This window comes from Acinetobacter sp. CWB-G5 (assembly GCF_019209785.1).
Taxonomy (GTDB): Bacteria; Pseudomonadota; Gammaproteobacteria; order Pseudomonadales; family Moraxellaceae; genus Acinetobacter; species Acinetobacter johnsonii.
Window position 1 is genome coordinate 1 of the sequence record NZ_JAHUTF010000008.1, and the last position, 19,825, is coordinate 19,825.

Annotated in this window: 22 protein-coding genes; 9 read left to right on the forward strand and 13 right to left on the reverse strand. The window is 42.2% G+C overall.

What is annotated here, in order from left to right:
* Positions 1 to 482 precede the first annotated feature (482 nt).
* The 3 genes from KVY11_RS12325 to def form a co-directional block, all read right to left on the reverse strand.
* Positions 483 to 2,504, reverse strand: coding sequence for a TonB-dependent copper receptor (locus KVY11_RS12325; RefSeq protein WP_218289109.1), 2,022 nt, complete (start codon positions 2,502 to 2,504; stop codon positions 483 to 485).
* A gap of 72 nt (positions 2,505 to 2,576) precedes the next feature.
* Complete coding sequence (locus KVY11_RS12330) at positions 2,577 to 3,014, reverse strand: DUF2946 family protein (RefSeq protein WP_078389804.1); 438 nt, start codon at positions 3,012 to 3,014, stop codon at positions 2,577 to 2,579.
* A gap of 89 nt (positions 3,015 to 3,103) precedes the next feature.
* A complete protein-coding gene (def, locus tag KVY11_RS12335) occupies positions 3,104 to 3,637 on the reverse strand; it encodes a peptide deformylase (protein WP_004684452.1) in 534 nt (177 codons plus the stop codon).
* 120 nt (positions 3,638 to 3,757) lie between these two features.
* Here def and KVY11_RS12340 point away from each other — a divergent pair, with 120 nt between their 5' ends.
* From KVY11_RS12340 to KVY11_RS12350, 3 genes are read left to right on the forward strand one after another with little or no spacing between them, the layout of a single operon-like run.
* Positions 3,758 to 4,912, forward strand: coding sequence for a LysM peptidoglycan-binding domain-containing protein (locus KVY11_RS12340; protein ID WP_218289110.1), 1,155 nt, complete (start codon positions 3,758 to 3,760; stop codon positions 4,910 to 4,912).
* 22 nt (positions 4,913 to 4,934) lie between these two features.
* Positions 4,935 to 6,068, forward strand: coding sequence for a DNA-processing protein DprA (dprA, locus tag KVY11_RS12345; RefSeq protein ID WP_218289111.1), 1,134 nt, complete (start codon positions 4,935 to 4,937; stop codon positions 6,066 to 6,068).
* 45 nt (positions 6,069 to 6,113) lie between these two features.
* On the forward strand, positions 6,114 to 6,683 hold the full coding sequence (locus tag KVY11_RS12350) for an L-threonylcarbamoyladenylate synthase (RefSeq protein WP_218289112.1): 570 nt from the start codon (positions 6,114 to 6,116) through the stop codon (positions 6,681 to 6,683).
* Positions 6,684 to 7,082: 399 nt separating this feature from the next.
* On the opposite strand, the gene KVY11_RS12355 is transcribed toward KVY11_RS12350, so the two are convergent.
* Entirely contained in the window at positions 7,083 to 8,003 is a 921-nt protein-coding gene (locus tag KVY11_RS12355) for a DMT family transporter (RefSeq protein ID WP_218289113.1), read from the reverse strand.
* 335 nt (positions 8,004 to 8,338) lie between these two features.
* Between KVY11_RS12355 and KVY11_RS12360 the strand changes: the two genes are divergently transcribed.
* The 6 genes from KVY11_RS12360 to KVY11_RS12385 all read left to right on the forward strand — a co-directional run bounded on the left by KVY11_RS12360 (position 8,339) and on the right by KVY11_RS12385 (position 12,411).
* Positions 8,339 to 8,893: a hypothetical protein gene (locus tag KVY11_RS12360; RefSeq protein ID WP_087013940.1), complete on the forward strand. Its 555-nt coding sequence runs from the start codon at positions 8,339 to 8,341 to the stop codon at positions 8,891 to 8,893.
* A gap of 123 nt (positions 8,894 to 9,016) precedes the next feature.
* Positions 9,017 to 9,562, forward strand: a complete 546-nt coding sequence (locus KVY11_RS12365) for a glutathione peroxidase (RefSeq protein WP_218289114.1) — start codon at positions 9,017 to 9,019, stop codon at positions 9,560 to 9,562.
* A 197-nt stretch (positions 9,563 to 9,759) separates the two neighbouring features.
* Complete coding sequence (locus tag KVY11_RS12370; protein WP_218289115.1) at positions 9,760 to 10,134, forward strand: RcnB family protein; 375 nt, start codon at positions 9,760 to 9,762, stop codon at positions 10,132 to 10,134.
* Between the two features lie 135 nt (positions 10,135 to 10,269).
* Positions 10,270 to 10,860, forward strand: a complete 591-nt coding sequence (locus KVY11_RS12375; protein WP_218289116.1) for a hypothetical protein — start codon at positions 10,270 to 10,272, stop codon at positions 10,858 to 10,860.
* A gap of 90 nt (positions 10,861 to 10,950) precedes the next feature.
* Complete coding sequence (locus tag KVY11_RS12380) at positions 10,951 to 11,394, forward strand: AAA family ATPase (protein ID WP_218289117.1); 444 nt, start codon at positions 10,951 to 10,953, stop codon at positions 11,392 to 11,394.
* 81 nt (positions 11,395 to 11,475) lie between these two features.
* Positions 11,476 to 12,411, forward strand: a complete 936-nt coding sequence (locus KVY11_RS12385) for a hypothetical protein (RefSeq protein WP_218289118.1) — start codon at positions 11,476 to 11,478, stop codon at positions 12,409 to 12,411.
* A gap of 31 nt (positions 12,412 to 12,442) precedes the next feature.
* Here KVY11_RS12385 and KVY11_RS12390 read toward each other — a convergent pair whose 3' ends face one another.
* The 9 genes from KVY11_RS12390 to atpB all read right to left on the reverse strand — a co-directional run bounded on the left by KVY11_RS12390 (position 12,443) and on the right by atpB (position 19,798).
* Positions 12,443 to 12,763 carry a hypothetical protein gene (locus KVY11_RS12390; RefSeq protein WP_087013932.1) on the reverse strand — a complete coding sequence of 107 codons (321 nt, stop codon included), beginning with the start codon at positions 12,761 to 12,763 and terminating at the stop codon, positions 12,443 to 12,445.
* A 357-nt stretch (positions 12,764 to 13,120) separates the two neighbouring features.
* Entirely contained in the window at positions 13,121 to 13,540 is a 420-nt protein-coding gene (locus KVY11_RS12395; RefSeq protein WP_058868679.1) for a F0F1 ATP synthase subunit epsilon, read from the reverse strand.
* A 26-nt stretch (positions 13,541 to 13,566) separates the two neighbouring features.
* Positions 13,567 to 14,961: a F0F1 ATP synthase subunit beta gene (gene atpD, locus KVY11_RS12400; protein WP_004684425.1), complete on the reverse strand. Its 1,395-nt coding sequence runs from the start codon at positions 14,959 to 14,961 to the stop codon at positions 13,567 to 13,569.
* A gap of 26 nt (positions 14,962 to 14,987) precedes the next feature.
* The gene (gene atpG, locus KVY11_RS12405; protein WP_004984038.1) at positions 14,988 to 15,857 is read right to left on the reverse strand and encodes a F0F1 ATP synthase subunit gamma; all 870 of its coding nucleotides are present in this window, start codon (positions 15,855 to 15,857) and stop codon (positions 14,988 to 14,990) included.
* An 88-nt stretch (positions 15,858 to 15,945) separates the two neighbouring features.
* Positions 15,946 to 17,490 (reverse strand): F0F1 ATP synthase subunit alpha, encoded by a 1,545-nt coding sequence (atpA, locus tag KVY11_RS12410; protein WP_004684423.1) that lies wholly within the window; start codon positions 17,488 to 17,490, stop codon positions 15,946 to 15,948.
* Positions 17,491 to 17,534: 44 nt separating this feature from the next.
* Complete coding sequence (locus tag KVY11_RS12415; protein ID WP_004984037.1) at positions 17,535 to 18,071, reverse strand: F0F1 ATP synthase subunit delta; 537 nt, start codon at positions 18,069 to 18,071, stop codon at positions 17,535 to 17,537.
* A 12-nt stretch (positions 18,072 to 18,083) separates the two neighbouring features.
* Positions 18,084 to 18,554, reverse strand: a complete 471-nt coding sequence (locus KVY11_RS12420; RefSeq protein ID WP_004684420.1) for a F0F1 ATP synthase subunit B — start codon at positions 18,552 to 18,554, stop codon at positions 18,084 to 18,086.
* Positions 18,555 to 18,592: 38 nt separating this feature from the next.
* On the reverse strand, positions 18,593 to 18,838 hold the full coding sequence (gene atpE, locus KVY11_RS12425) for a F0F1 ATP synthase subunit C (protein WP_000424060.1): 246 nt from the start codon (positions 18,836 to 18,838) through the stop codon (positions 18,593 to 18,595).
* Between the two features lie 84 nt (positions 18,839 to 18,922).
* Complete coding sequence (gene atpB, locus KVY11_RS12430) at positions 18,923 to 19,798, reverse strand: F0F1 ATP synthase subunit A (RefSeq protein WP_004684418.1); 876 nt, start codon at positions 19,796 to 19,798, stop codon at positions 18,923 to 18,925.
* Positions 19,799 to 19,825 lie beyond the last annotated feature (27 nt).

The following is a 19,825-nucleotide window of genomic DNA, read 5'->3' on the forward strand; positions in this document are numbered from 1 at the left end:
GTTTTGTTAATTATTTTCAAACTCATTCAAGACCTCCAGATTCTACCGCTTGGGCTAAATCCTTGTTTCTCAACAAGTTTTAATCAACATCACCGCCGATGGATGTGCATTCTACAGCATTTCTAATCCCTTGCAACACCTTTTCTTAATAAATATTTCTGCATGTTTATTTTTCAAACTCATAAAAATATAAGCACCTGTTATTTATGTAAAATATTTTTTAATAAATTTATCTACTTCCTAGTTAGCGCCATAAACCGCACCATCACATTCGCACAAATTAAACTTAACATATTGTTTTAGTTCATTTAAATAACAATATATCGAAATAATATTTAAATATTTTATTTAAATCGCTGTTTCTTTCTACTTTTTATGGTGAATATCCACTCAAAATGCTGTTTTCTCAGTCAATTTCTATCTTAGAACCCAAAACAGCCATTCTATTTCTAGAATGGCTGTTTCCAATCATCACAATATATTTAGAATTTCATACTGATACGCGCCCAATAATTACGTCCAATATTGTTGAATTGTTCTGTTGCAGCATAACCAAAGCCTGAACTTCCAAGTTTATTCAAATGCTCGGCATAGTTTTTATTCAGCACATTATCTATTCCGACTGAAAGGTCTAGATCTTTTTGGATATTATAAGTCCCATTTAAAGACAAGGTTCCAAAACCTTTACTGTCTTCTAAATCGTATCCAATGATATTGCCTTCTCGATAGCTGGTACGATCTTGTGCTGCCACCACACGCCATAACAAACCGAGATTATATTTCTCTTGCACATAGCGTAGATTGAAACGTCCTTCTAATGGTGCAATTTGCGGTAAAGCGGTGTGATCCGTTGTATTTTCACCCCATGCATACATGGCACTGATGTCCGCTTGAATTTGATCAGTAAACTGGTATGCCACACCTGCTTCAGCACCTGCAATGGTTGCATCGACATTTCGGCTTTTGGCTTCCAACCGCCCCATTGAACCTGTCGGAGTATATGTCACTAATATATAGTCTTGAATCAAACCTGCATAAACTGAAGCCCAAGATTTAAATGCACCCTGTTCATATTGATAACCTGCATCAAACTGCGCAGTTTTTTCATTCTCTAAATCAGCAAAGGTCGTACCTGTACTTTGATGGTATTTGGTACTAAACAATTCCCAATAATCAGGCACACGCTCTACATAACCCAAACCTGCGTAAGTTTTAACATGTTCCGCAAGTTCACTTTCAATTCGAATAAAACCACTTGGCAGGGTTTCTTTACGCTCTGTATCAGTGGCTAAGTTATCGATCTTCGCTTGATCGAGGCGTGCACCTGTCACCAGTTTATGCTGATCATTGAATGCATAACTCAGCTCACCGAAAGCCCCATAAGACTCAAAATCCATATCTCCGACACGAGCTTTATTTTGATAAGGAGACATTAAGCTGCCACTACGTTTAGTGTGCTCATTTTTTTGACTATCAATACCTGAAATAAGTTGCAATTGTCCCCAGTCCTGCGTCATAGCAACCCGTGCATTTAAAGTCCTACGAGCAACATTTGAAGCCATCGGCATTGACATACCATCTGCGGGATTAAATTTTCGCAAACTAAAATTATCCATGACATGATCGTTATAGCTATAGTCCACTTGCGCTTCGACTTTCTTGATCACCTCACTAATGTTTTTCTTTTCAACATGTAAACCCAGACTTTCGCGAGCAAACTTAGAACCATCCATACTACGTCCAGCATAGACTGCCTCACCATCACTCTTCCCACCTTTCAGCTCTATCCATGTGTCCTCATTCGGAGTCCAACCCAACGCGAGATCTGCATTCCACTTTTCCCAATCGGACGGAACCGTGTGACCCGCTCCATCTTGATAGCTATCTGCAATCGAACGGTTGGCATTTAAACGTGCGTATTTCGCTTCATCACCAACAGCGGCTTCAATATTCTGATCCAAACGACCATAAGAACCAAGCATGACACTGGCTTGCCCACGATAAGGTTTCGCCGAAGTGAGCTGTTCAGGCTCACGTTCAAAAATAACGGTTGCGGCTGAACCGGTATGCGCATACTGAACGGTTTGTGGCCCTTTCACTACTGTGATTTTGTCATAGCTTTCAGGAGAAATATAAGAAGCTGGATTATCCATACGACCTGGGCATGCGCCTAAATTTTCCGTACCATCTGTGAGGATTTTAATACGTGAGCCAAACATACCGCGGAAGGTGATGTCACCATTCGCGCCGCCATTTTTGATTTGGTTAAAACCCACAATACTTTGTAGGTAGGCTGCACCATCAACCGCAGGAATTGGCTGAGTGGGTTGTTTAGGGTCGGCATGTACAATCAGACCATGGGCATGATTGCCCTGCTGAGCCGTCACCACGATAGGCGCTAAAATGTGTGCGCTGTCTGCGTCAGCGGCAAATACTACGCTTGAAAAACAAGCAAGAGAAATCGCAGCCGCAAGAGGCTGTAAAAAGAATGTAGGCTGAGCCATTTTTATTCTCACTGAATCTATAAATACAACTAGGCTAGAGTCCGTTAAGACCCGAAAAATATATGTCTAGGTTTATACAAACAGTGGGGGTGCTCGCCCTTGAGGCAGTAAGAAGAGTTGTTGCAGTGCAAACCAAACATGCGCAAAGGCTTTTTGGAATGCAATTAAACGGACTTGAATACGGTCAAGTACCGCTTTTAACTCTAAATCAGGCGGCAACACGAGATTGCCATATACCGTACAGTATTGGCATTGATGACTTGCATCATGATGATTGTGTTCGGCAGGTTGTGAACTGAGTTCATGCTGAGCCTGCATTTCATGATGATGTGTGGAATGCTTTTCAGCATGAGAACTGAGATGTTCAACTGGTTTGAGTAAAAGCGCACGCGAAATAGTTTCACAGACCGGCGCAATTTGATATTGCGTCGGTAGTAAAGGCTGTAAAAAAACAGCAATCTGTAAAAACACGGCTACACAAGACAGTAGCAACGCAGCTCTAAAAAACAATCCATTCCATCCGAATTGAGAACGCGGCCAGTATAACAAAGCCCAATTGAAATTGGGCTCACTTTAAAGATGATTTTTAAGCAAAAAACTTAACCGCGTTTTACAGCCACTTTGTCTTTTTGGCGCTGACGGGTCAATTTTTCCACTTTTTCACGTGCGCGTTGGCGCTTTAGTGGTGACAAATAGTCGACGAACAATTTGCCATTTAAGTGATCCATTTCATGTTGAATGCAAACAGCGAGAAGTTCGTCAGCTTCGATCTCAAATGCTTGACCTTCAAGGTTAATTGCTTCGATCTTTACGCGTGACGGGCGCTCAACTTTGTCGTATATTTGGGGAACTGATAGGCAGCCTTCTTCATAGGGCTGCGTTTCTTCAGTCAATGGGGTAACTTTGGGGTTAATGAATACCAAAGGTTGATCTTTATGTTCAGATAAGTCCATGACAATCAACTGAATATGGCGATCAACTTGTGTCGCGGCAAGTCCAATGCCTGGCGCTTCATACATGGTTTCAAACATATCTGCAGCCAGCTGACGAATTTCATCAGTAACTTCTTCGACGGGTTCTGCAATGGTACGAAGACGGGGATCAGGAAAACTTAAAATAGGTAATAAGGCCATACTGCGTCCTCAATTATGCCATTGATCAAAAAACCAAATGAAGGGAATGCTTGATCAAAAAAATGTGTGTAATATCGTTATTATAACGCAACTACATACATAATTTTAGGAATTATGATAATGAAAAAGGTTTTTATGGGCATGCCATCTTTTAGTGCCTTGGGGTTTAAGCAACACATGTTAGCACTTGCGGTTTGCGTAAGTGTTGGCGCAGGCGTCATTTCAACAGCTCAAGCTGCACCTACACGAAATTACAATCCACCTGCTTTAAAAGCCAATGCACCGAATGTTTATGTGGTGAAAAAAGGCGATACCCTGTGGGATATTTCTAAACGTTTCCTAAACAATCCTGTGCGCTGGCCTGAAATTTGGGCCAGCAATAGACACGTCAAAAATCCGCATTGGATTTTCCCGGGTGACCGCTTACTGATGTGTACTCATGAAGGCCGTCCAATTATTGGTAAAGACGAAGGCGATGGCTGTGAAGGGATTATTCGTCGTTATACAGGCGGCACTAAACTTCAACCTCAAGCACGCGTTGAGTCTTTAAACAATGCCATTCCTGTCATTCCACTGGAATACATTAAAAACTGGCTTGAACACAGCACTATTCTTTCAGAGGAATCTCTAGAAGGTACACCATATATCGTTGGTGCTGCCGATCAGCGTGTCATTGCAGGTAAAGGTCAAACCGTTTATGCACGTGGCCAAGGCATTGAAGTCGGTCAACGCTACGCGATTTACCGTGAAGGCGAACCGTACATTGTGACGGATGCAGAGGGCAAAAAACAAAATCTAGGTCTAGAATTGACTCAGGTTGGCTCAGCCATTGCCATTCGTGGTGAAAATGACATGTCCACTTTAGAAATCACAGATTCGTATAATTCTGAAGTACGTCGTGGTTATCGCGTACTGCCTGAATACGACGCCATGCTTCCAACCTTGTTCTACCCAACACATGCACAAGATGTGACTGGGGGTGGACAAGTGATTCGTGTTCAAGGTTCGATTGGTCTAGCTGCGAAGCATTCAGTTGTAACCATTGACCGTGGCACAGTGGATGGCGTTCAATCGGGTTATGTGTTCTCGGTTAGTCAAAAGGGTCAAGAAATTCGTGATCCGAAAACCAATGAAAAACTGACCCTTCCAACGGAGCGTATCGGCAACATCATGGTATTTAAAACCTTTGACCGTGTCAGCTATGCTTATGTGCTCGACAGCGAACTACCAATGAACTTGGGCGCGAAAATTTCTCCCTCTGTAGTGGATGAATAATCCGTTGCCTTAAGGTGTATATATGCTGAACTCTTTATCACATGAACAGATTGCAACAATCACCCTGTGGTATTTAGTTCAGCATTCTTTATCGAGCTTTCAAAAACTACAGCAGCATTTTGGCACAAGCGCAAAGGCTGTTGCTGCCTCCAATCTTCAGATCTGGCCAAATCTCGGCTTACACAAAAGCCATCTACAACGTGTCGCAGAAATCCAAACGCCTGCTGGCCAACTCAAATTACAAACTTTACTGCAGGACGTCCAAGCCAGCTGTGATTTTATTTTACTTGATACTGACAGTCATTATCCCTCGCAGCTGCTGCCCTATGCTGACCGACCACCGATTTTATTTGGTCAGGGCAATCCACAAAGTTTACTCCAACCTCAAGTTGCTATCGTCGGCAGTCGAAAACCCAGTCCGCACGGCAAACAAGTGGCTTATGACTTTGCTTATTACCTCGCCGAAAAAGGCTTTTATATTTGCAGTGGTTTAGCTGAAGGCATTGATGCTGCGGCGCATCAGGGCGGCTTAAAATATCAACGTACCATTGCAGTGATGGGCACAGGCTTAAATCTCACTTACCCTTCCCAACATCAAGCCCTGCGTACGCAAATATTAGAAAATAATGGCTGTATTATTACTGAATTTTTACCACATACACCGCCTTTACAGCATAATTTTCCACGGCGGAACCGCATCGTCAGTGCATTGAGTTTAGGGGTTGTGGTTGCAGAAGCCGCACTCAAAAGTGGCTCTCTAGGAACCGCCCAAAGAGCTGCAGAACAAGGGAAAATCATTTTTGCGATTCCCGGTCATATTTACAGCGAACACCATCAAGGTTGTCATCAACTGATCCGAGAAGGGGCGATTTTGATCGATCATCCTGAGCAAATCATTGAAGACTTGGCACTCCCCACTCAATGGCATAGCCAATCCCAGTCACAAGAAACCACCCCAAGTGCTAGTATTGAGATCCCATCTGATTTACTCGAACTTTATAATCAACTGGATTGGGTTGGACAAAATATGGATCAACTTAATTTCAAACTTAACATCGATATTGCCACACTCACTAGCCAGTTAATGGAACTGGAGATTTTAGGACTCGCACAACAACAGGCTGGCAATTATCTGCGTTGCCGTTCCAGCCAATAAGGTTCACAATAACCCTTTATGAATCAATAAAAGGTACAAATTGTAATGATTACCACCTCTGTGACTGAAGCGGCGCAATGTTTAAAACAAGGTCAAGTTTTAGCATATCCAACAGAAGCAGTATGGGGTTTAGGCTGTGATCCGTATAACGAACAGGCCTTTCTAGATATTTTACAGATTAAGCAGCGCCCGATTGAAAAAGGGGTGATTTTACTGGCTGGGCAAATTGCTCAAGTTGAACCGCTTTTAGAACATTTAGATCCTCGCATCCGTCAGCAAGTGATCGACAGCTGGAGCGATCGTAGCCCATCAGAACGCGCAACCACGTGGTTACTACCGGCAAATGAACTCATTCCGACATGGATTAAAGGCAATCATCCTAAAGTTGCTGTACGGGTAACTACGCATCCGATTTGTGTAGCGCTTTGCAATGCTTTTCAAGGCTTTATTGTCTCCACCAGTGCCAACCCCGCTGGATTATCACCTGCCCGTTCACTACAAGATGCCAACCACTACTTTGCCCAACAGGTCGATTATCTGAATGGTGACCTAGGCTTGAGCCAAGAACCGAGTCGCATACTCGATGCCGAAACTGGCGCAGTGGTTCGTGCCTAAAAGCATGCTCTTTCTCAGGATTTTTACTGAAAAATAGACAAAAAAAAGCTCAGCCATATAGGGATGGCTGAGCATAAAAAAGGATGTGTAATCACATCCAGAGGGTCTGAAAACTGATGAGCAAACACTTAATACCCGTTTTGACATTGGCCTAAGTTTGCAGTGGGCGTATTATGTAGCAAATTGCTTTTCTAAACAAATAGATTTTTTATATTAAAAACAGCGTTAAAACGCTGATTAATGGAGATAATTAAATTATAATTCAAATTATCTACCTATTTTTAATCAGCTTTTGCATACATTAAATACATAAACTATCTGAAATAGCATTAATAAATTAACTTATTAATGAATTATTCTATTAAAAAAACAACTCAAATGATCGTTTTTCAACCAATATCAATCCATCGAGTTTGCTAAAGGTGGCGTTTTTAATACTGTTTTACGCTGTGCCAGTAAAATACCACAGATAATGACCACGCCACCGACCGTATGATAAACCGTCCACGCCTCTTTCAACCAGACATAGGCAATCACTGCGGTAAAGACAGGCATCAAGTTCATGAAAATACTGGTTCGATTCGGCCCTAAATGGGTAATGGCTAACATCCACAGTAAAGGCGCAACCAAAGAAGGGAAAATACTGGCGTACATGACACTTGCCGCGTTTTGACTATTGATTGAATCGAGACCGAAATAGACAATGAAAGGTAAATGGTAAAGCAGTGCAAAAAAGATCTGCACATAGAGACTCAGCATCAAGGGAATTTGCAATTGCCACTTTTTCAAAAACACCCCATAAAAGGCATAGAAGAATACCGCAACCACCATCAGGACATCACCTAAATGCCCGCCCGATTGAACTAGGCCTGCAAGATTGCCCTGCCCAATGATATAAACCAAACCTGCAAAAGATAAAATACTCCCGATCATCGCAAAACGATTTGGAATATCTTTTAAGATCAGCAGTGAAACAAAAATGGTAAAGATCGGAATAAAGGCATTAATCAGTCCCATATTGGTTGCAGTCGTATAATGCGCTGCGGTATAGGCTAAACCCTGATACAACACCAGGCCAAATGCACTTAGCACTGCCAACTGACCTAAATGTGCTCGAATTAATACCCACTGCCGACATAAAGGTCGCACGACAAAAGGCGTTAACAGAATGAAAGCAAAGAACCACCGATAAAAACTAATACTGACTGGCGAAATGAAATCTGCTACATAACGCGTAACGACAATATTGATCGACCAAATGAGTACGGCAATGATAGGGAGACTCAAAGCCCAATACATACGTTGTGGTGTGGTACTCATTCTTTTTCCCGTTTAGCTTTTGTTTGCAAAATTTAAATGAATGGTAAAACATTTTTATGATTTATTCGAATATCATTTGGGTATCACACATAATTGATACATTTATCTTAAAATATAAAATTCATAAAAAACATAATATTAAGACAATATAAAACTATACATTTCAATAAATTGATGTATTTCAGCAGCTTCACTCTACAAAAACACCATAGAACAATGTCAACGATCTCTGCATCGTATTGATGCTGTTCTAGCGAACGTATTTTTTAATTGATTGGTCATTGCTCTTAGACTCTGGCCTACAAAAACATATTTCCCGATAGAAGGATGTCGTTATGAAAAAGTTACTTTTAACCACAGTTTGTATGGCCACACTTACTTTGGCTGCGTGCGAAAAAAAAGGAACTGAGCCAGCCGTTGAGCAAACGACGTCTGCATCTGAAGCGACCTCAACCGAAGCAACCACTATCGTTGCTAATCACAGCAATAACAATATTGCCGATATTCAAGCCGATTTGTTAGCTGTACAAACGCTATCGAATGCCAAAGCTCAAGAAGCCGCCGCGTTTCAAAAAGAAGTGAGTGCAACCTTAGAGAAAAAGGATCCCGCTCAAATTAAAAATATGGTTGAAAAAACAGAAACCTATGTGAAGCAATTTAATGATGAATTAGATGCCTTAACCTTAAAAAGTGCTGAAGTAGATGCTTTACGTGAAAAAATGCAGGACGCCAATGATCTGGGTGTCGAGCTCACCAAAGAAAGTACAAAAACAACGCCAGATAGCGCGAAAATCACCGAACTTCAAAACAAAGCCACTGAATTGCAGAAATCGATCATTGCTGACGTAACGGCTTTGGAAGCGAAAGTCAAAGCGGCTCCAGCGTCTTAATGACCCCCCTACCCTTTAAAGCAAGCCTTGGCTTGCTTTTTTGTTGCGATCAATCCGCAAATGGGCGTGACTTTGTCGAACGCTTCCAACACAATAAAATGCACATCGTATAAGGACACGCAAATGAGCACTTCGATTTATAATATTCCAGTCAAATCCATTCAGGGCGAAGACATCAACTTAAACCAATACCAAGGTAAAGTTCTCTTGGTGGTGAATGTGGCATCTAAATGTGGCCTCACACCGCAGTACGAAGGTTTAGAAAAACTCTATCAATACAAAAAATCACAGGGTTTAGAGATTCTAGGTTTTCCTGCCAACAATTTCTTGGCACAAGAACCGGGTTCAGACGCTGAAATTCAAGAATTCTGCTCTTTAAACTATCAAGTGGATTTCCCGCTTTTTTCAAAAATCTCGGTTGCTGGGGATGATAAGCATCCGTTATATGAAACGCTCACCCAAGCGGTGCCTGAACGCATTGGTGAAGGCCCTTGGTGGAAAGACTTGGTGGACTATGGTTTAACACCGAACGAACCACCTGAAGTGCTGTGGAACTTTGAGAAATTCTTAATCAATAAAAATGGCGAAGTGGTTGCGCGTTTTGCACCAGACATTACGGCCAATGATCCGCGTATTGTCGATGCTATCAATGCTGAATTGGCCAAATAAGCCGGAAGCTGTTTATAAGCAGTCAGATTTAACGGCTGCTTATATTTTATTTTTTAAATGAATAATGGCACTCGAATCGGTTCGATCTTCATGATTCCTTCTTTATTTTGATGATTTTACAACACTTCATTCACGATCAATCAAATACTTCACTCTATGATGCATCTATCCGCTCAAGACAACCAAAAGTGAAGCTCATGAATACATTTATAAAAGCAGCTATTTTATCTATCTCAACCGCATTGATTGCCCTTCCTGCACTAGCAGCACCACAAGAACAACATCAGCAACATCAAGCAGCTCAGTCACATGGACATGCGCAAAAGCAGACATCAAATGGACATCAACAGCCAACCCAAGCCACTGTAAAGAAAGCCAACCGTCCATCTCAAGACTGGAAAGCAGGTCAAAAACTCCCAAGCCCTTACCATAGCAATGCCTATAAAGTAGATCACCAAAAATACAAAAAACTCAGCAAACCCGGTAAAAACCAACAGTGGATTAAAGTGAATGGCGACTATGTACTGACAGACATTCGCAATCATTCCATTATTAAAATCATTGCTGGTTAAACTGCTGTAAATGAAGAGTGCTCAGGCACTCTTTTTTTTGTTTTAAAAAGTTTTGTTATGACTTTGAAACCCAGCATTTTATCTACACATTTTGCCCTTATATTAAAAAACACATAGCCCAATATTGATTTGATGATGAAAAAGCTTTTACAAAACTTAGTTCTTCCTTTTGCACTGTTTAGTTCAGGCATCCTACTCATTGGCTGTGAGCAAGCAACAGAGCCGAATCAGCAAGACATCCAGACTGAGTCATCTGAGCAAAACCAATCTGCGAGTACACAAAACCCTGACAAAGCTGAACTGAAAAGTGGCAACATGCTCTATATCGTGCGTGATGTGGCAGATATGCAATTAAAAGCAGGTGAATACGTCACTCAGCTGCAAGAAACCCAAAGTGACTTGCAGGCCGCAATTGAACAGCACGATCAGCAACAGTTGCAACACGCCGCAACAGCTTTGCAGCAACAGCTCACAGGTTTCAATAATGCCTTGAATGGCCTGAATCTTAAAACCCAAGAAATCAATGATATCCGTGAAAAACTACTGTCTGCAAACCAACAAGTGTTAGCTTCGCCTTTTTTAAATGGACAAGTGGATTTCAGCCAAGTCGACTTTAAAAAGATGCAACTGCAAATGGGCACAATCCAATCTGAAATGTTGAAACTGGCTTCAATGATGATTCCTCAGCAAGCTGAGAATGATAGTTCAAACACAAACCAATCTTAAAATATGTAAATAGTGGTGCTTTCAGCAATAGAGTAGGAGAAAATGACTGCAACCATTTTCTCCTAATTTGATTGAGACACGATTTCACACGTGCAGCTGATTATTTTTATGGGCATCCAAGCTTCGGGAAAATCGAGCTATTATCTGCTGAATTTGGCACATAGTCATTTGCGCATCAACCTCGATATGCTGAAAACACGGCATCGTGAAAAAATCATTTTTGAAGCAGGACTGGCCTCAAAAACCAAAATGGTAATTGATAATACCAACCCTACGCCAGCCGATCGTGCGCGTTATATTGCCAGTGCTCAGGCCGCAGGCTTTGAAATTGTTGGCTACCTCTTTGAGACTGAGCTTAAAGGTACACTGGAACGCAACCACTTACGTGAAGGCAAAGCCTGCATTCCTGAAGTCGGAATCAGAGCCACCGCTCAAAAATTTGAACCTCCACACTACGCTGAAGGCTTTGATGCATTGTATAAAGTTCGTATTCTCGGGCAAGGTGAATTTTCAATTTTACCCATACAGATTTGAAGCTTTAATGAAAAAACATTAACTATTTCTCATTTTTAGGCTACCATGTACAAATAAGAAACACAGAAAAACATTTTTATAATGAAAAAAGTCATTCTTGTGATCGCCTGTTTAGCAATCATCGTCTTTGGCGGGATGCACTTTTTAATGCCTGAAAAAACCACGCCACACTTAACACAGTTTTTTTCTAAAGAGCATAAAGAAGTTCAACGTATTCAGGACTGGCTCAAATACAAACAACAGCAGCAGTTACTTTTGGTCGATGTTACAAGCCCTGTCAGCCCCAAACAACAAGGCGCTTATGCTGAATACATCAAACAAAAAATTGAGCTCAACCAGCAAAATATTCAGCGCCTGCAACTCAGCCGCTATCAAAGCAAAGCGTTTAAAGAGCTACAACAGCTCGAAATTCATGCGCTAGAGCAATGGAATACCTTATTCCAAACGCATATTGTAGATGCCTTCATTGAACAGCAACATTTCACTGAAATTCCAGTTGAAGAATACCAACAATTTGATGCTGAAGCGCGCTATGCCTTACAAAAGCAAGAAATTTTGGTTCTCGAACACTTACAACAATTGCTGCAACAAAACAGCCCTTATCTGTCTGACATCGATCATAGCCTACTCAGCGATTGGCTTTATTACCAACTGATGCAACATGAAATCCATCCGGTTATCTCTGAATGGTTGGAAGTCGAAACAGATATACCTCGACGAAGCCGTCAAGATGCAATGCAAGACTTAAGACTATATAAGCGGTTTAACCCGAATACTGATGAATATAAGTACATCATGTCACTCGAAACACAGCTTTGGCATGCCGAACACCCATCTTCAAATTTGCTTGCACAGCCGTCCAATACCATGTCCAATTCGGATATCGAAATCGATCCAGAGATTGTGATTCCTGAAGATGAACCTCAAGTTGAGCAAATCAAAAAGTTGATTGAGACTCAACACAATAGCGTTAGCCGCATGATGTTCAGCCAATTGCGTCAAAGCTTTTTGAAATAAATTTAAAACAATCCTTTGAGCTCACACCTCATCAAAACGAAGACTGTTCCTGAGTTTTGCTCTGCGCTAACCAATCTTTAAAGGCCTTTTGCATAGCGTGACGCTCATATGGCTTGGCTAAACGTGATTCCATCATTGAGAAATCACCTTTATAAGCTGCTTCAATCATGGCTTTGGTCAGCTCCTGAATGCTCGCGCGACCCCGATGTTCATATTGCAATATTTCTTCTGAAGTCAGTACCAAGTCCCAACACGACACCACTGAGCTCATGTCGACTGCAATACTCAGATAATAATGCTCAAAATCTTGGTAAAGTTCCCAAAAGTGGGATTCATGCGCAATCAGGTTCATCTTCATCTTCGCTTACAGAGAAGCTTTCAAAATATAACTTCTGTTGAATAAAAGATATGCAACTTTAGATAGTCGTGCCCCTGCTAAACGAAATATATCAAGCATAGGAGCGCTGGTTCAGCTGAGTTTCAAAAATTGAGTATTCAAAGTATTCTACAAGCCAGCGTACAGTTAAAGGACGAAGCACTATCATGCAAAACAAAGATTGCATGTATGCAGCAGACCAATCCAGTCCATTTGAACAATGACAGCTAAGAAACCAACAAACTCATCATGAAATAAACAATTGACGCATTTTTATCAACAGACATAAAAAAAGCCACCTTTCGGTGGCTTTTTTTAATCTCAAACCGTCTCTTATTGAGCGCGGTTTTTGATTTTGCGGATGGTTTCCAACTGAGCAGCAGTTTCTGCAAGAGCAGCCAAAGCAGCAGCAGAGTCCAAGTCGCTCTTTTGATTTGCAAGCAATTGTTCAGCGTGTTTACGCGCTTCAAGAATTGCTGCTTCATCTAAGTTTTCTGCACGGACTGCAGTATCTGCAAGAACCGTAACAACATGCGGTTGAACTTCTAAAACACCACCAGATACATAGATTAACTCTTCTGTACCGTTTTCAAGCAGAACACGGATTGTACCCGGCTTGAGTAAAGTTACTAGTGGCGCGTGACCAGGCATAATACCCAATTCACCACCAGCACCTTTAGCAATTAGCATCGTTACAGTGCCAGAGTACAAAGACTCTTGGACACTTACAACATCACACTGCATAGTCGACATGAGAATCTCCTAAATTAGGTAACTAATTAAAGTTTCTCAGCTTTAGCAATTACTTCGTCAATACCACCAACCATATAGAACGCTTGTTCTGGAATGTGGTCATATTCACCAGCTAAAAGACCTTTAAAGCCACGAATCGTTTCTTTAAGCGGTACAAGTTTACCAGGAGCACCAGTAAACACTTCAGCTACGTGGAACGGTTGAGAGAAGAAACGTTGGATTTTACGCGCACGGTAAACAGTCAACTTATCTTCTTCTGCAAGTTCGTCCATACCAAGAATCGCGATGATGTCTTTCAATTCTTTATAACGTTGAAGAACGTTTTGAACTGAACGAGCAATCTCGTAATGCTCAGCACCCACTACTAGTGGATCTAACTGACGTGAAGTTGAGTCAAGTGGATCGATCGCTGGGTAAATACCAGAAGATGCGATGTCACGGCTCAATACTACAGTTGCATCTAAGTGAGCAAACGTAGTTGCAGGCGATGGATCTGTTAAGTCATCGGCAGGTACGTATACCGCTTGGATTGACGTAATCGAACCAGACTTAGTCGATGTAATACGTTCTTGAAGAACACCCATCTCTTCTGCAAGTGTCGGTTGGTAACCTACTGCAGATGGCATACGACCTAGAAGTGCTGATACTTCAGTACCTGCTAGTGTATAACGGTAGATGTTGTCTACGAACAATAATACGTCACGGCCTTTGCCATTTTCGTCTTTCTCGTCACGGAAGTACTCAGCCATCGTCAAACCAGTCAACGCTACACGTAAACGGTTACCCGGTGGCTCGTTCATCTGACCGTAGACCATTGCTACTTTGTCTAGAACGTTTGAGTCTTTCATCTCGTGATAGAAGTCATTACCTTCACGAGTACGCTCACCAACACCAGCGAACACAGATAAACCTGAGTGCGCTTTCGCGATGTTGTTGATCAACTCCATCATGTTTACAGTTTTACCAACACCGGCACCACCGAACAGACCAACTTTACCACCTTTAGCGAACGGGCATAGTAAGTCGATGACTTTAATACCAGTTTCTAAAAGGTCAGTAGAAGCTGCTTGTTCAGCATAAGAAGGTGCTTGACGGTGAATCGGCAAACGCGCTTCAGTCGCAACTGGACCAGCTTCGTCGATTGGGCGACCAAGAACGTCCATGATACGACCCAAAGTCGCTGTACCCACTGGTACAGAGATTGGAGCGTTAGTATTCGTTACGTTCAAACCACGCTTAAGGCCTTCAGTAGAACCCATTGCAATAGTACGAACTACGCCATCACCAAGTTGTTGCTGAACTTCTAATGTAGTTTCAGTGCCATCAACGTGGAGAGCGTCATAGATCTTAGGAACGCTGTTACGTTCAAACTCGACGTCGATAACCGCGCCGATGATCTGAATGATACGACCGCTACTCATTGCTGTCTCCTCAATTCAAAATAATGTTAAACGGCAGCGGCACCACCAACGATCTCAGAAATTTCCTGAGTAATCGCGGCTTGACGCAGCTTGTTATAAATAAGTTGTAGGCTCTTGATCAAATCACCTGCGTTGTCCGTTGCAGCTTTCATTGCAACCATACGAGCTGACTGCTCACACGCGATGTTTTCGATCACGCCTTGATATACCACAGACTCGATATAACGAACCAATAAGCCATTTAAAAGCTCTTCAGCTTCAGGCTCATAGATATAATCCCAACCGTATTGACGGTTAAGGGTCTTGTTTTCTTCAGCAGTTGCTAAAGGAACAAGTTGTTCGATTTTTTGATTTTGAGTCATGGCATTGACAAAGCCGTTTGACACAAGATAAATACGATCTAACTCGCCTTTATCAAATGCGTCTAACATCACCTGTACAGAACCAGATAACTGTTCAAGGCTTGGTGTATCACCGACATTTGTCGTAGCACCCAGCACTTTACCGCCGTAGTTTTTAAAAAACGAAACCGCTTTTTGACCAATTAAAGCAAATTGAACTTCAATTGACTGCTCTTGTTGCTGTTGTACGTGTTTAACCACTTTTTTGAACAAGTTAATGTTCAAACCACCAGCAAGGCCACGATCTGAAGACACAATGATATAGCCAACGCGCTTAACCGGGCGTTCAACCATATAACGGTGTTTGTATTCAGGATTCGCTTGAACCAAGTGAGCAATTACACGGTGCATATTTTCGGCATACGGACGGCCTTGAGCCATGCGCTCTTGCGCACGACGCATCTTAGAAGCTGCTACCATCTGCATCGCGCGAGTAATTTTCTGCGTGCTTTTGATACTAGCTACTTTGGCGCGAATTTCTTTTAAATTTGCCATACGCTTAACCTAGTATTCGAAGGCCCTTTCGAGCCCTCGAAGGTTGATCCGTGAACCAAACCAAAACTAAATCCAACTGAAGTTGAAATTAGTAAGTTTGAGTCGCTTTAAAGCTTTCAATACCTGCTTTGATTGCAGCTTCGATGTCTTTGTTGTAATCACCAGTTTCATCGATGTTTTGCATTAACGCAGCATTTTCTGAACGGAAGTAAGAGATTAACGCAGCATCAAAGTCTACGATTTTCTTCACTTCAACGTCAGCCATATAGCCTTCGTTAGATGCATAAATTGAAACAGCTTGGTCAGCAATTGAATATGGAGCATATTGTTTTTGCTTCATTAATTCAGTTACACGTTGACCATGTTCAAGTTGCTTACGAGTTGCTTCATCAAGGTCAGAAGCGAACTGAGCAAACGCTGCCAATTCACGGTATTGCGCCAAAGCAGTACGGATACCACCAGACAATTTTTTGATGATCTTAGTCTGCGCTGAACCACCAACACGAGATACAGAGATACCCGCGTTCACAGCAGGACGAATACCTGCGTTGAATAATGATGTTTCAAGGAAGATCTGACCGTCAGTGATCGAAATTACGTTCGTTGGTACGAATGCAGATACGTCACCCGCTTGAGTTTCAATGATTGGCAATGCAGTTAATGAACCAGTTTGGCCTTTAACTTCACCATTCGTGAATTTCTCAACGTAGTCAGCAGAAACGCGCGAAGCACGCTCAAGAAGACGAGAGTGAAGATAGAATACGTCACCTGGATACGCTTCACGACCTGGTGGACGACGTAATAACAATGAAATTTGACGGTAAGCAACAGCTTGCTTAGACAAATCATCATAAATGATTAGTGCATCTTCACCGCGGTCACGGAAGTATTCACCCATTGTACAGCCAGAGTATGGAGCCAAGTACAACATTGCTGCTGGATCGGCTGCAGCTGCTGCTACAACAGTGGTATACGCCATAGCGCCAGTTTCTTCTAGCTTGCGCACAACGTTAGCAATAGTCGATTGTTTTTGACCAATAGCTACGTATACACATTTAATGCCAGAGTTTTTCTGAGCGATGATCGCATCGATCGCCATCGCTGTTTTACCAGTTTGACGGTCACCAATGATCAACTCACGCTGACCACGGCCTACAGGGATCATTGTATCTACTGATTTATAACCAGTTTGTACAGGTTGATCTACTGATTGACGCCAAATTACGCCTGGTGCTACTTTTTCAACAGCATCAGTTAATTTTGCATCAATTGGGCCTTTACCATCAATTGGGTTACCCAAAGCATCTACTACACGGCCTAAAAGTTCTGGACCAACCGGAACTTCTAATACACGACCTGTGCAACGCGCTTTTTGACCTTCTTGAAGGCTTAAGTAGTTACCTAAAACAACGACGCCCACTGAATCCTGTTCTAGGTTCAGTGCCATACCGTATAAGCCGCCGTCGAATTCGATCATTTCACCGTACATTGCATCAGCAAGGCCGTGAATACGCACAATACCGTCGGAAACCATAACAATGGTCCCTTCGTTTTTAGCGGTCGCGCTGGTGTCCAGATCGCCGATACGCTGTTTAATGAGCGCACTGATCTCGGATGGATTCAGTTGTTGCATTGCGCTATACCTCAATCTTTTTAAAGTTCAGTCTTCATATGCAATTAAGCAAGAAGACGAGTCCGCATTTTTTCTAGCTTGTTAAGCGCAGAATCATCTATCACTTGGTCGCCTGCACGAATAACAACACCAGCAATAAGCTCTGGTTTAACTTCTACAGAAACATTTACCGCAGCTTCGAATTTTTTCTCTAAAGCATGTGCAAGTAATTGTTCTTGTACAGAAGTCAATGGGAATGCAGATTCAATCACTACATCCACAGTATTGTTATTCTGTGATTTGAGCTGCTCGTATTCAGCAGAAATTTCAGGAAGAAGCGCCAAACGGTTGTTTTCAGCAAGCAATGTCAAAAAGTTTGACACTGCTGCAGTTTGGTCTTCGCCTAATACTTTTGCAAAAAGACTTACCTGCTCAGCAGGAGTAAGCTCAGGGCGAGTTAAGAAAGCTGAAAATGCTTCGTCTTGCACCGCAGCACTGAGCAAGTTCAATGCAGATGACCAAGAGTCAGTTGCATTTTGCTCAGAAGCGTAAGCAAATGCTGCTTTAGCGTACGGGCGTGCCAACGTCAAGAGTTCAGCCATAATCCGCCTCTCTTAAAGTTTAGCAGCCAGCTGAGTCAGCATGGCATTGTGAGCTTCAGCATCAACTTTTTGGCTAAGAATTTTCTCAGCGCCTGTTACTGCAAGATCAGCAACTTGTTGACGTAATTCTTCACGAGCAGAATTGATTTCTGTATCAACAGCTTCTTTTGCTTGTTGACGAATACGCTCACCTTCAGCTGACGCTTGAGTACGAGCTTCTTCTACCAATTGTGCACCGCGACGGTTCGCTTGTTCGATCAATTGAGCCGCTTGCGCTTTCGCTGCATCTAATTCAGCTTTAACTTGAGCTTGCGCATCCGCAAGATCAGCTTTTGCTTTTTCAGCAGCGTTTAAGCCATCAGCGATTTTACGCTGACGCTCACTAATCGCATTGATTAGTGGTGGCCATACAAATTTCATGCAGAATGCGACAAACATCGCAAATGCAATCGCTTGGCCAATCAATGTGAGGTTGATATTCATTGCTATTCCTCAATAGTTTAATTTAGGAATTAAGCTGATTAACCTACAAATGGATTAGCAAAGATGAAGAACAAGCCAATACCAACACCGATCATAGGCACAGCATCAAGAAGACCCGCGATTAAGAACATACGAGTTTGAAGTTGTGGAGCCAATTCTGGTTGACGTGCAACAGCTTCAAGGAAGCGACCGCCTAAAAGACCAAAACCAATCGCAGTACCTAAAGCACCAAAAGCGATCAAGATAGCAGATGCAATTGCAACTAGACCTAAAGTGAGTTCCATGATAATTCCTCAGAGGTTAGGTTTATACCAAATTAAATTAAAAAATTGTGCGCCCAACCATCCAGTGATAGTTGGGCATTACCATTAATGCTTTTCGCTTGCCATGCTCAAGTATACGATAGTCAGCATCATAAAGATGAATGCTTGTAGCGTGATAACAAGAATGTGGAAGATCGCCCAAGGCACAGACAACGCCCATTGGATCCAGAACGGTAATAATGCGATAAGGATGAAGATTAACTCACCTGCATACATGTTACCGAAAAGTCGCAGAGCCAATGAAACTGGACGTGCAAGAAATGTTACTAATTCAAGAATTAAGTTCACTGGAATCAATAACGCTTTTGCAACTGGGTTACTTGGGTTAAATGGGTTAAGTGCTAATTCGCCAACGAAACCACCAATCCCCTTTTCGCGGATACTGTAGAACAAGATCAGTACAAATACAGACAAAGACATACCTAGGGTAATGTTTGGATCTGTAGAAGGTACAACCTTGAAGTAAACGTGATGAGGATCCATACCAAATACACTTGCACCAATCAGTTGAGCTGTATACGGAATAAAGTCAACTGGGATTAAGTCCATTGCGTTCATGAGGAAAATCCACACGAAAATGGTCAATGCAAGTGGCGCAATTAAGCGTGATTTGCCATGGAAAGTGTCGCGAACACTTGAGTCCACAAACTCAATGATCATTTCAATTGCAGACTGGAACTTGGTTGGAACACCAGAGTTTGCAGCTTTCGCTACACACCAGAACAACAAACAGAAAATCACACCAAGAGTGATAGACCAACCCATTGAATCCAAGTGAATAGCAGTGAACCCCATCTGTTGAGCTTCTTCAGCAGTCTCAGCCAACTTCCATGAACCGTCTGGCATTTTGCCATAAGTCATATTCGTCAAGTGATGCTTGATATACTCGGTCGAAGTAAGGGCATGTTCTTCAGCAGCCATAAATCACACCTGGTCAATGTCAAATAC